The sequence below is a fragment of the Piscibacillus salipiscarius JCM 13188 genome (assembly GCF_001311865.1).
Classification (GTDB): Bacteria; Bacillota; Bacilli; order Bacillales; family Alkalibacillaceae; genus Piscibacillus; species Piscibacillus salipiscarius.
This window is the reverse complement of record NZ_BBCD01000005.1, coordinates 119,030-130,858: the sequence shown is the minus strand read 5'-3', so window position 1 is coordinate 130,858 and position 11,829 is coordinate 119,030. Positions and strand designations below refer to the sequence as shown.

Below are 11,829 nucleotides of genomic sequence, written 5' to 3'. Positions count from 1 at the left end.
TTATATATTTTAGTCAGGGCTCTAATAATTAGAGCGATTGACAACATCGCGGGGTGGAGCAAGACCGTAAACATCTTGAATCATCTTCTGCGTAGGTTTTGCGAGGAGCGTAGGCATCGCCGAATTGGCTTGCAACGTGACGAGCAATTTAAAAAGTTAATAACATTTATAGTCAGGGCTCTAATAATAGAGTAATTGACAATATCGCGGGGTGGAGCAGTCTGGTAGCTCGTCGGGCTCATAACCCGGAGGTCGCAGGTTCAAATCCTGTCCCCGCAACCAATTTATTAAATCGACCATGAGTCGTGTATTTTTTTTGCAAAATCACAGTTACATTTATTACATAGATTAGTTTTATTCATCAATATGGTCCGGTAGTTCAGCTGGTTAGAATGCCTGCCTGTCACGCAGGAGGTCGCGGGTTCGAGTCCCGTCCGGACCGCCATGTTAGTTTAAAAAGTGTTAGCCTTGTGTGATACACAAGGTTTTGTTTTTTTAACCTATTATTTTTCATCCCCCTTACCCCTACGATGGCGTAGGGGGTAATTTTATGTAGAAACTAATCTATTTCCTATAAGTTATAATTTTTGCTATGATAGGCTTGAAATAGTTAATTAAAAGTAGGTCTTATACATGGATGAATTTAATTTTATAAAGGCTATTAAACCAAAATATTATAAACATTCATCAGTGGTTAAAGGAATTGGGGATGACGGTGCGATTATTCAGCCAAACTATAGTCAGCAGTTAGTCATAGCGACAGATACGATGGTTGAAAATATTCACTTTTCCTTAGAGTATATGAGTTTTGAAGATGTTGGTTATCGTGTGTTAGCTGCAAATTTAAGTGATTTGGCAGCTATGGGAAGTCAGCCGTTATATTATATAGTGAATATATCTAGTTCTAACCAGGTCTCAAATCAAGAGTTAGTTCGAATCATGAATGGTATGAAGGAATTAGCTGATTCATATAAAATGGATTTAATCGGAGGAGATACAACATCCTCTAACCAACTTGTCGTTACCGTTACAGTTTTTGGCCAGGTAGATCAAAATAAAAGAGATTAAGAAGTGTGGCAAAACCTGGTGATTCCGTGTTTGTAACAGGTTATCTAGGTGAATCAGGTTATGGATTTAAGTTACTTCAGTTAGGTGACTATCAACATCATAATCATTTTATAAAACAGCATATCAGACCTAGACCAAGGCTTGATTTCGTTAATACAACTGCTACGATTGATCGAATATGTCTTAACGATGTCAGTGATGGGCTATCATCTGAGTTAAATGAAATAGCCGACGCATCAAACGTTAGTATGTTAATCAATTGGGAGGACATTCCTGTTCACCCCGATATGACTTATCTTGAAGGTTTTGAGTTAGAGAAATTATTGTTATCAACAGGTGAAGATTTTCAACTAGTCGGTACCTGCAGCCAAAATGATTTGAAACAAATTCAAATTAACTGTCAACATGCTGGAATCAAGGTTTCAAAGATTGGTAAGGTTCTGGACAATAATCATGATCCAACTGTTTACATAAATAAAAATGGTACTAAAAGTCGTTTAGATTCACAAGGGTACCAACATGGAAAGTGTAAAGGTGATTAGATGTATCGAGTAAGAATGGAAAGCGTACAAGAAACAGTTCATTTTGCTGAGAATTTAGCTAAGTATTTAACACCTGGTGATGTCATTACACTTAATGGTGACTTAGGAGCAGGCAAAACAACATTCACGAAAGGTATAGCTAAAGGTTTAGGAGTTGAACGTACTGTGAATAGTCCTACTTATACCATTGTAAAAGAATATAAGGGGCGTTTGCCTTTATACCATATGGATGTATACCGTTTAGAGAATCAAGAAGAAGATATTGGATTTGATGAGTATTTTAATGGTGAAGGTGTTTCTGTTGTTGAATGGTCTAAGTTTATCGATGAATTTTTACCAGAAGAACGCTTGGAAATTGAGATTAATAAAGTCAGTGAAGAACATCGAGAATTACAGTTAAAACCTATAGGTGACAAATTTGAACACGTGTGTAAGGAGCTTTTTGCATGAAGAGTGGATTATGTATCGATACATCCAATCAACCTATGAGTATTGCATTATATAAAGATGACGTGATGGCTGCTGAAATGACGATAAACATTAAGCGCAATCATTCAGTTCAGCTTATGCCTAATATTGAGCACCTTATGAACCAAGTTAATTTAAAGCCTAATGAGCTAGAACAAATCGTTGTTGCCGAGGGACCAGGTTCATTTACGGGTATTCGAATTGGCATGACGACGGCAAAAACGTTAGCATGGTCATTAAACATTCCGATCAAGACGGTATCTAGTTTAGAACTCGTTGCAAGCTCATTATTATATCATAATGGACTTGTCTCTCCATTTTTTGATGCTAGAAGAGGTAATGTTTACGCAGGTCTGTATCGTGTAGCAGAAGGGCATATAGAACGTGTAGAAGACGATTGTAATATCGAAATGACAAGCTGGTTAGAAAAAGTGTCGCACTATAATGAAAAGGTGTTATTTGTAAGTCCAATGGTGGTTCATTTAAGGATGAAATAAATCAAAGTGGTGGAGTTTGGGTTACCCAACCATTTAACCTGCCAAAAGCTAGTTTATTATGGCAGCTTGCAGTAAGTAAAAAAGAAACACCTATTCATCTTGTGAAGCCTAATTATCTTAGAATCACGGAGGCAGAAGCAAACTTACAAAAAAGAGTGAAGAAGGTCATAAATCATGAATGAGGTTAAACATGATATAAAAGTTCGAAACATGGTGATTGAGGATCTACCAGATGTGATCGTCATAGAAAATGAATCGTTTCGTACACCGTGGAAGAAGCGAGACTTTTTACATGATTTATTAAAAAACTCCTTCTCTCATTATTTGGTTATAGAAGTGGAAGGTAGAGTTGTTGGATACTGTGGCGTATGGATTGTGCTTGAAGCTGCTCAAATCACTAACATTGCTGTATCACCAAAATACAGAGGGTTACAGCTTGGGAAGAAGCTTTTTAATGAGGTGTTAAATACTGTAGAAGAACATGGCGCATCAGAATTATCGCTTGAAGTTAGAGAATCTAACCAAGTGGCGCAAAACATGTATCAGCAATTTGGTTTAGAAGTCGTTGGTAAGCGTGAGAAGTATTATCAAGATGATGGAGAGGATGCCTTGGTTATGTGGGTGAAATTATGAAAACAAATGAAATGATATTAGCTATAGAAACAAGTTGTGATGAAACAGCTGCAGCGGTTATTAAAGGCGGAACAGAAATTCTATCTAACGTCGTCGCAACACAAATGGAAATCCATGAGCAGTTTGGCGGGGTCGTACCTGAGATTGCATCGCGTCACCACATTGAACAAATCACACTCGTCATTGAGCAAGCGTTAAATGAGGCAGACGTCTCAATGGATGAAGTAGATGCATTTGCAGTCACTGAAGGTCCTGGTCTCGTAGGAGCTCTCCTCATCGGTGTTAATGCAGCGAAGACTCTAGCCTTTGCTCACAACAAACCTCTCATTGGTGTGCATCATATTGCCGGTCATATTTATGCTAATAGATTAGAAAAAGAGTTTCAGTTTCCATTACTATCGTTAGTCGTTTCAGGTGGACATACTGAGTTAATTTATATGAAGGAGCACGGGCACTATGAAGTGATTGGAGAAACGCGTGATGATGCTGCAGGTGAGGCATATGATAAGGTCGCTAAAGCTTTAAAACTTCCGTATCCAGGTGGACCTGTGATCGATCAATTAGCGCAGGAAGGGGAGGATGTTTATAACTTCCCAAGAGCTTGGCTTGAAAAAGACTCTTATGATTTTAGCTTTAGTGGTTTAAAAACGTCCGTTATTAATAAACTAAACCAGCTAAATCAAAAAGGGGAAAGCTACCGAACTGAGGATTTAGCAGCTTCATTCCAAAATAGTGTAATTGATGTACTGGTTCAAAAAACATATCAAGCTGCGAAAGATTTGGAAGTAAAACAACTAATTGTAGCTGGTGGCGTGTCAGCGAACAAAGGGTTACGTGAAGCAATTAATCAAAAGTTTCAAGATGAAGACATTGAATTAATGATTCCACCGCTATATTTATGTACAGACAATGCGGCTATGATTGGAGCTGCTGCGTCTATTGAATACCATAACGGCCAATTTAAAGATTCAAAACTAAATGCTAACCCTGGTTTAATGCTAGGGTAATATATTAAATCCACAGACTTATTCTGAGCCTGTGGATTTTTTAATGCAAATATTAATGTGTCAGATGTTTAATTTGTGGGTAAAATCTGTGGATAACCAACTGTTTTATTGTGGACAAAGTGGATAACCCTGTTGAAAACTGAATTCATCCACTTTTTTCTGTTGATAACCTGTGATTAATCCAGTGACTCCAATTCTTCCTGTAATTCTCCCCATTCTTCCATTAAAGCTTCAATGGCTTCCTCGTTTTCTTTAATTGTTTGATTAATTTCTTGAAGCTTTGTGTAATCATTGACGTAATCTGGTTCGTACAGCTTCGGTTCATGCTCTTCAATCACTTGTTCATGCTCCACAATTTGTTCCTCGATGGATTTGATTCTCCGTTCGATCTTGCGTCGTTCTCGTTGAAGCTGCTTATTAGTTGGTTGATTAGGCATTTGTTCTTGTTGTTTTTGTGTAGCTTCAGCCTGTTTAATCGCCTCAAGCTGCGCTTCTTCATCTAACTTCTCTAAATAATAATCATAATCTCCTAAAAACATGCGTGAACCTTCATCTGACAATTCGAGAATTTGACTAGCAATACGATTAATAAAATAACGATCGTGTGAGACAAAGATAATTGTACCAGGGAAGTCACTAAGCGCTGCTTCTAACACTTCTTTACTATCTAAATCCAGATGGTTAGTTGGCTCGTCCATAATGAGAACATTTGCCTTTTGCATCATTAGTTTTGCAAGTAACACTCGCGCTTTCTCGCCACCACTTAACATACCGATTGTTTTTAGTACATCGTCTCCAGTAAATAAGAAATTGCCCAAGACTGTTCGAATATCTTTTTCTGGCATTAAAGGATATTCATCCCATAATTCTTGTAGAGCCGTTTTATGTGGATTTAATGTGGATTGTTCCTGATCATAATAGCCAAACTCCACATTGGTTCCATGTTGAATGTTTCCTTCAACATGGTCAATACGGTCCAAAATAGCTTTTAATAACGTTGATTTACCAATGCCGTTCGGGCCGACAACTGCGATTCGGTCACCCCGATTAACTCGAAAGGACACATCACTAAATACTGGATCATCGAGCGCAGCGTATTTGGCCGATAGATTTTCGACTTTCAGCACATCATTACCGCTTTTTCGTTTTATATCAAAAGAGAATTTGGCTGAATGGTCATCCAATGTTGGTTTATCCATCTTGTCCATTTTCTCTAGCTTTTTACGTCTTGATTTGGCCTGTTTACTTGTTGAATCACGTGCGATGTTTTTCTGAATATAGACTTCTAATTTTTTAATTTCCTCTTGTTGTTTCTCGAATCGCTTAACTTCAAGCTCATAGTCTTCAGCCCGCTTTTGCAAGAAATAGGAATAGTTCCCGTGATACTTTTTAACGGACTGAAAAGCGACGTCATAAACGGTGTTAACTGTCTCATCTAAAAAGTAGCGGTCGTGTGAGACGATGACGACAGCCCCTGGGTAACTTTTCAGATACCCCTCGAGCCAGCGTAATGTATCAATATCCAAATGGTTGGTAGGCTCATCTAAAATGAGCACATCAGGTTTAGATAAAAGTAGTTTACCTAAGGCGAGCCGAGTTTTTTGTCCACCGCTTAGTTCTTGGATTGGCGTACTAAAATCAAAACCACCAAAGTTTAACCCTTGCAGTACGGATTCGATGTCAGCTTCGTAATGAAAACCACCTCGTTGTTCGAAGTCATTTTGTTTAGCATCATATTGTGATAAAAGCTGTTCGTATTTCTTTTCGTTTTGTAGAAACTCAGGGTCTGCCATATTTGCTTCCATTCGACGAAGCTCTTGTTCAAGCTGTATTAATGGAGTATATACTTCTAACATCTCATCCCAAATAGAACGGTCTGAATCAAGCCCTGTATGTTGATCAAGGTAACCAACTGTTACATCTTTCGGCTTGAAAATCTCCCCTTCATCATAAGGAGTTTGTTCCGACATGATTTTAAGTAAGGTTGATTTGCCTGCCCCATTACGCCCGACAATCGCAATTCGGTCATCATGATGTACTTCTAATTTAATTTTCGATAGAATAAGGTCAGCACCAAAATATTTACTTATATTATTTAATTGCATGACAATCATTGTTTATTCACCTCAACGTGCACTAGTGTATCTATTTTATCACTAATACGCAATGAACCATATTAAAGGAGACGAAATCATGTCCGAGGAAAAGATTCCACAGGCAACTGCTAAACGTTTGCCGTTATACTATAGACATTTGAATTTACTTCATAACCAAGGGAAAACACGCATCTCATCGCGTGAACTAAGCGAACTGATTAAAGTCGATTCGGCTACGATCCGAAAAGACTTTTCTTATTTTGGAGAGCTTGGCCGTAAAGGTTATGGTTACGATATTGCGCACTTACTTCAGTTTTTTAGAAAGCTACTTGACCAGGATGAGGTGGCAAGTGTTGCCTTAGTCGGTGTTGGTAACCTAGGCACGGCCTTACTTCACTACAATTTTATGAAAAAAGGCAATACCCGCGTTGAAATGGCTTTCGATACGAACCATAGTAAAATAGGGTCTGAAATCAGTGAAGTTCCAATCTTTCATGTCGATGATCTTGAAAAAGAGATAAAACGGAAAGGTATTAAAGTTGCTATTTTAACGGTACCAGCAAGAGTTTCTCAACAAGTGACTGACCGATTAGTTGACTGCGGGATTGAAGGTATATTAAACTTCACACCTTCAAGGTTAACCGTGCCAGACCATGTCCGGGTGCATCACATTGATTTATCCATTGAACTACAAACGTTAGTTTACTTTTTAAAGCAAAGCTCTGAGTAGGGTTTTCTTTTTCTGTTATTTAGAAGTAAAATAATTCGTATAACGAAATAATGTTGGAGGCCAACATGGGGAAACTTGATCAAAAATGGTTAGTCGTCATATCCGTTATTACGGGGACGTTCACCGTTATTTTAAATAATAGTATGCTTAATCCGGTACTTCCGGAACTCATGAAAATATTTGATACCGATGCAGTTGGAGTCAGTTGGATCCTGACTATTTTTATGATTGCAATGGGTATGACGATGCCAGTAACAGGATTTTTAGGCGACCGGTATGGGAAGAAGAAGATATACATTATTGGACTATCATTATTCGCATTTGGCTCTATTTTAGGAGCGATTTCACAATGGTTAAGTATGGTGATCATCGCAAGAGCCATCCAGGGAATCGCTGGAGGCCTTATGATGCCAAACGCCATGGCTTTGATTTTCCAAGCCTTCCCGAGAAATCAGCGCGGGTATGCAGTTGGAATCTACGGGGTATCCGCTATGGTCGCACCAGCTATTGGACCGACTATTGGTGGTGTTATATCTGAAAATTTTGATTGGTATTTCTTATTTTTATTCAATTTACCATTTGCGGCATTAGGAATTTTCTTTTCAGCTAAATATCTAATTAAGACAATGCCAGATCCTTCACGTATTTTTGACTGGAAAGGATTTGCGATTATCACAGCCGGAGTTGGAGCAGTTTTATACGTATTAGGCCAAGGACGTAACTTTGAGCAGGCCGTAAACTGGATGAATCTAGGCATTCTTGTATTGGGCATCGTTTTAATTATTGTGTTTATCAAGTATGAATTAAAGCTTGATTCGCCATTATTAGAACTTTCGGTGTTTAAAGTGAAAACTTACCGGTACTCGATTATTGCAACATCAGCTGCATCAATTGGACTGTTTTCAAACTTATTTTTACTTCCGTATATGATTCAGGAAGCGTTTGAATTGAGTATGGTAAAGACGGGGTTAATCTTTCTGCCAAGTGCTTTAGCAAGCGGCGCATTTATGACGATTGGCGGTAGGATCTTAGATAAAAAAGGTCCGAAACTCGTCGTACCAACAGGGTTAATAATTTTAACGTTTGCGAGTTTGATGTTTGGCTTTGTTGATTTAAGTACATCTTATTGGATGCTTTTGGCGATTAATATCGTTCATGGACTCGGTTTAGGGTTTGGTAATATGCCAGCTACAACGGCTGGGATGAATGCTATTCCAGACCATTTAGTTGCTCAAGGCTCAGCAATGAACAATCTGATTCGTCAAATATCATCATCACTTGGTATTGTCATTTTCTCAGTTTATTATGAAGTCAGACGAGGCCAGTACATGTTGTTTGATGAACTAACGATGCAGGAGGCAACTCTTCAGGCTATCAATGAAGCATTTATTTTAGCTGCGATTATTGTTGCATTAAGTATCCCGTTTGCCTTTAAGATGAAAGGAATTGAACATACAGAAAAGGAATAATCCGGATAGGGATTATTCCTTTTTATTTAGACGTTTATATATGAAATATCTCGTTAGAATACGAATCGCTACACCGATGTCAAAAGTCGCAACAATCGTAAAAATAATCGTTGCAAAATTCCAAATCGTATCATCAGCATATTGCAATGCTAAATAAACAAAAGCAAGTCCCATTAAAAAGTACATCGTTGCTAGAAAATATGGTGAAGCTCTCATGTATTATCCTCCAATTAAAATCATAGCTGCATTCTGGTATTCCTGTAATTGCTTTTCTAAGTCCTCAAGATCCACAGTTAGTTGTAACAATACGACCGTCGTATTCATGGCCATATGAACTAAAATAGGAACGAGAATTCGTTTTGTCTTTACATATAAATAAGCAAAAACAAGACCCATCGCGATATAAGTTAATGTAAACGTGAAATCTAAATGAAGCACACTAAATAGTGAAGATGAAATCACGGCAGCTAGGAAAAAGTTCATCTTTTTATACAATTGCCCAAAAATGATTTTTCTAAAGATAATTTCCTCTAATAATGGCGCAAATAGAATTGGTAAAATGATAAACCAAATGTTATTGTCGATGTAATCCATGATTAATGCAGTGTTTTCTGAAGATTGTTCAATATCAAATACGGTCACATTAATGATGGACGAAATGTATTGAGCTAAAAAGGCTAAGAAAAACCATAAATCGACCACTTAATCATATAGCCATAACTTGGACGATTTCGCATTTCACTCTGCTTCATATCCGGCATTAATATTTTTATGATAAAAATGGATGCAATCGCCATTCCTAATATAGAAGAGAAAACCATCGCATCTATTTCTGATAATCCAAAAAGGATATTCCGAGCGGGATTCCTATAGCAGGGAAAAGTTGTGCTGCGACGTAAAGTATAATGATTCCCCAATATCGTTTTGGCAAGTTGATCGTCCCCTTTAATTAAAACTTAATTTATGACTCGCTTTCGGTGAACGCTTGCCGTGGGCACGCGCTTCAACTTCACAAAACTCACTTCCGTTCGTTTTGTGGGATTTTCAGCTCGTGCTGTTCCCACTGGCGTCGTCACCTACGCTCGTCTTTAGTCGTTACATTTCTAAAAAGTTAAGTCTTTTTTTATCATACTTTCAGAAATCTAAATCTCTATAAGGTTTATTCTATAACAATATAAAAAATGAAACAAAAATTTAGGTTTTTTACTTGCAAAAGTTCCTGAGATTCATTATTATAATAATTGGAATTAGCACTCACCAATGTTAAGTGCTAATAATCATCTTCAACATAAATTTGGAGGAGGTTTTTGACGTGTTAAAACCACTAGGTGATCGCGTAATCGTGGAAGTTCTAGAACAAGAAGAAAAAACATCAAGCGGGATTGTGTTACCTGATTCTGCTAAAGAAAAGCCTCAAGAAGGTAAAGTTGTTGCAGTTGGCTCTGGCCGAGTAACTGACAACGGTGAAAAAGTAGAACTAGAAGTTAAGTCAGGTGACCATGTCATCTATTCTAAGTTCGCTGGGACAGAAGTTAAGCAAAACGGTAACGAGTACTTAGTTTTACGCGAAAGCGACATTTTAGCAGTAGTAGAGTAATCTACGAACACATACTATTAAGGAGGGCATTTTATTATGGCTAAAGAACTAAAATTTAGCGAAGAAGCTCGCCGTGCTATGCTTCGCGGTGTAGACACATTAGCTGATGCAGTAAAAGTAACTTTAGGACCTAAAGGACGTAACGTTGTATTAGATAAGAAATTCGGTTCACCATTAATCACTAACGATGGTGTAACAATCGCAAAAGAAATCGAGTTAGAGAATAAATTTGAAAACATGGGCGCTCAGTTAGTTTCTGAAGTTGCATCTAAAACAAACGATGTTGCTGGTGACGGTACAACAACAGCTACCGTATTAGCACAAGCAATGATTCGTGAAGGCCTTAAGAACGTTACTTCTGGTGCAAACCCAGTTGGCTTACGTCGCGGAATCGAAAAGTCTGTAGAGGTTGCAACTGAAGAGCTTCGTTCAATTTCTAAGCCAATTGAAGGAAAAGATTCAATCGCACAAGTTGCTTCGATTTCAGCTGCTGACAATGAAGTTGGTCAGTTAATCGCTGAAGCAATGGAGCGCGTTGGTAACGACGGTGTTATTACAATTGAAGAATCTAAAGGCTTCAACACTGAGCTAGAAGTTGTAGAAGGTATGCAGTTCGACCGTGGTTATGCTTCTCCATACATGGTAACTGACCAAGACAAAATGGAAGCTGTATTAGAAGATCCTTACATCTTAATCACAGATAAGAAGATCTCTAACATCCAAGAAGTGCTTCCAGTACTAGAGCAAGTTGTACAACAAAGCAAACCAATCTTAATCATTTCTGAAGATGTTGAAGGTGAAGCACTTGCAACATTAGTTGTGAATAAGCTTCGTGGAACGTTTAATGCAGTAGCGGTTAAAGCTCCTGGATTTGGCGATCGTCGTAAAGCTATGCTTGAAGACATTGCAACTCTAACTGGTGCTGAAGTCATTACAGAAGACTTAGGTCTAGACCTTAAGAGTGCAACAATCGATCAATTAGGTCGCGCATCTAAAGTTGTTGTAACGAAAGAAAACACAACAATCGTTGAAGGCGCTGGCGACACTGAAAAGCTAGCGGCACGCGTGAACCAAATTCGTGCACAATTAGAAGAAACAACTTCTGACTTTGACAAAGAAAAATTACAAGAACGTCTTGCAAAACTTGCAGGCGGCGTAGCAGTAATCAAAGTTGGAGCAGCTACTGAAACAGAACTTAAAGAACGCAAACTTCGTATTGAAGACGCCTTAAACTCTACTCGCGCAGCAGTAGAAGAAGGTATTGTTTCAGGTGGTGGAACAGCACTTGTTAACATTTATAATAAAGTAGCTAGCCTAGATCTCGAAGGTGACGAAGCAACTGGTCAACACATCGTTCTTCGCGCATTAGAAGAGCCAGTACGTCAAATCGTTCAAAACGCTGGTTTAGATGGATCGATCATCGTTGAGAAACTAAAACACGAAGAAGTAGGTGTTGGTTACAACGCAGCTTCAGGTGAATGGATAAACATGGTTGACGCAGGTATCGTTGACCCTACTAAAGTAACCCGTTCAGCACTACAAAACGCAGCATCTGTTGCGGCAATGTTCCTAACAACTGAAGCAGTTGTTGCAGACCACCCAGATGAAAAACGACGGCGCGCCTGATATGGGCGGCATGGGCGGCGGAATGCCGGGCATGATGTAATACCCAAATAAAAAAAGTTATTTGAATTATATAAGGCTCTTCACTCGTCTTGAGTG

At 38.4% G+C, this 11,829-nt stretch carries 12 protein-coding genes, 2 tRNA genes and 1 pseudogene; 12 read left to right on the top strand and 3 right to left on the bottom strand.

Features of this window, described 5'->3' with window-relative positions; all coding sequences use genetic code 11:
* Window positions 1-205 precede the first annotated feature (205 nt).
* The 8 genes from JCM13188_RS05545 (at window position 206) to tsaD (ending at window position 4,215) form a co-directional block, all read left to right on the top strand.
* Window positions 206-282: transfer RNA gene (locus tag JCM13188_RS05545), tRNA-Met, on the top strand.
* Between the two features lie 86 nt (window positions 283-368).
* Window positions 369-445, top strand: a tRNA-Asp gene (locus tag JCM13188_RS05540).
* Window positions 446-633: 188 nt separating this feature from the next.
* Window positions 634-1,068, top strand: a complete 435-nt coding sequence (locus tag JCM13188_RS05535) for a thiamine-phosphate kinase (RefSeq protein WP_054752693.1) — start codon at window positions 634-636, stop codon at window positions 1,066-1,068.
* Window positions 1,069-1,073: 5 nt separating this feature from the next.
* Window positions 1,074-1,610 (top strand): thiamine-phosphate kinase, encoded by a 537-nt coding sequence (locus JCM13188_RS05530; protein ID WP_054752691.1) that lies wholly within the window; start codon window positions 1,074-1,076, stop codon window positions 1,608-1,610.
* Window positions 1,611-2,060 (top strand): tRNA (adenosine(37)-N6)-threonylcarbamoyltransferase complex ATPase subunit type 1 TsaE, encoded by a 450-nt coding sequence (tsaE, locus tag JCM13188_RS05525; RefSeq protein WP_054752689.1) that lies wholly within the window; start codon window positions 1,611-1,613, stop codon window positions 2,058-2,060.
* Window positions 2,057-2,575, top strand: a complete 519-nt coding sequence (gene tsaB / locus JCM13188_RS05520; RefSeq protein WP_054752687.1) for a tRNA (adenosine(37)-N6)-threonylcarbamoyltransferase complex dimerization subunit type 1 TsaB — start codon at window positions 2,057-2,059, stop codon at window positions 2,573-2,575. The genes tsaE and tsaB overlap by 4 nt, the downstream gene beginning before the upstream one ends.
* A gap of 174 nt (window positions 2,576-2,749) precedes the next feature.
* Window positions 2,750-3,208 (top strand): ribosomal protein S18-alanine N-acetyltransferase, encoded by a 459-nt coding sequence (rimI, locus tag JCM13188_RS05515; RefSeq protein WP_054752684.1) that lies wholly within the window; start codon window positions 2,750-2,752, stop codon window positions 3,206-3,208.
* A complete protein-coding gene (tsaD, locus tag JCM13188_RS05510) occupies window positions 3,205-4,215 on the top strand; it encodes a tRNA (adenosine(37)-N6)-threonylcarbamoyltransferase complex transferase subunit TsaD (protein WP_279401431.1) in 1,011 nt (336 codons plus the stop codon). The genes rimI and tsaD overlap by 4 nt, the downstream gene beginning before the upstream one ends.
* A 176-nt stretch (window positions 4,216-4,391) precedes the next feature.
* Here tsaD and JCM13188_RS05505 read toward each other — a convergent pair whose 3' ends face one another.
* The gene (locus JCM13188_RS05505; protein ID WP_054752679.1) at window positions 4,392-6,329 is read right to left on the bottom strand and encodes an ABC-F family ATP-binding cassette domain-containing protein; all 1,938 of its coding nucleotides are present in this window, start codon (window positions 6,327-6,329) and stop codon (window positions 4,392-4,394) included.
* A 79-nt stretch (window positions 6,330-6,408) separates the two neighbouring features.
* Here JCM13188_RS05505 and JCM13188_RS05500 point away from each other — a divergent pair, with 79 nt between their 5' ends.
* The gene (locus JCM13188_RS05500) at window positions 6,409-7,041 is read left to right on the top strand and encodes a redox-sensing transcriptional repressor Rex (protein ID WP_054752678.1); all 633 of its coding nucleotides are present in this window, start codon (window positions 6,409-6,411) and stop codon (window positions 7,039-7,041) included.
* Between the two features lie 65 nt (window positions 7,042-7,106).
* Window positions 7,107-8,510 (top strand): MDR family MFS transporter, encoded by a 1,404-nt coding sequence (locus JCM13188_RS05495; RefSeq protein WP_054752675.1) that lies wholly within the window; start codon window positions 7,107-7,109, stop codon window positions 8,508-8,510.
* A gap of 12 nt (window positions 8,511-8,522) precedes the next feature.
* On the opposite strand, the gene JCM13188_RS05490 is transcribed toward JCM13188_RS05495, so the two are convergent.
* Window positions 8,523-8,726, bottom strand: coding sequence for a YdiK family protein (locus JCM13188_RS05490; protein WP_054752673.1), 204 nt, complete (start codon window positions 8,724-8,726; stop codon window positions 8,523-8,525).
* Window positions 8,727-8,729: 3 nt separating this feature from the next.
* Window positions 8,730-9,212, bottom strand: a complete 483-nt coding sequence (locus JCM13188_RS05485) for a CPBP family intramembrane glutamic endopeptidase (protein ID WP_054752671.1) — start codon at window positions 9,210-9,212, stop codon at window positions 8,730-8,732.
* Window positions 9,213-9,822: 610 nt separating this feature from the next.
* On the opposite strand from JCM13188_RS05485, the gene groES reads away from it, so the two are divergent.
* Together groES and groL are read left to right on the top strand one after the other, a co-directional pair.
* Window positions 9,823-10,107: a co-chaperone GroES gene (groES, locus tag JCM13188_RS05480; protein ID WP_054752669.1), complete on the top strand. Its 285-nt coding sequence runs from the start codon at window positions 9,823-9,825 to the stop codon at window positions 10,105-10,107.
* A gap of 36 nt (window positions 10,108-10,143) precedes the next feature.
* Window positions 10,144-11,773, top strand: a pseudogene (gene groL / locus JCM13188_RS05475) (chaperonin GroEL).
* The last annotated feature ends 56 nt before the right edge of the window (window positions 11,774-11,829 follow it).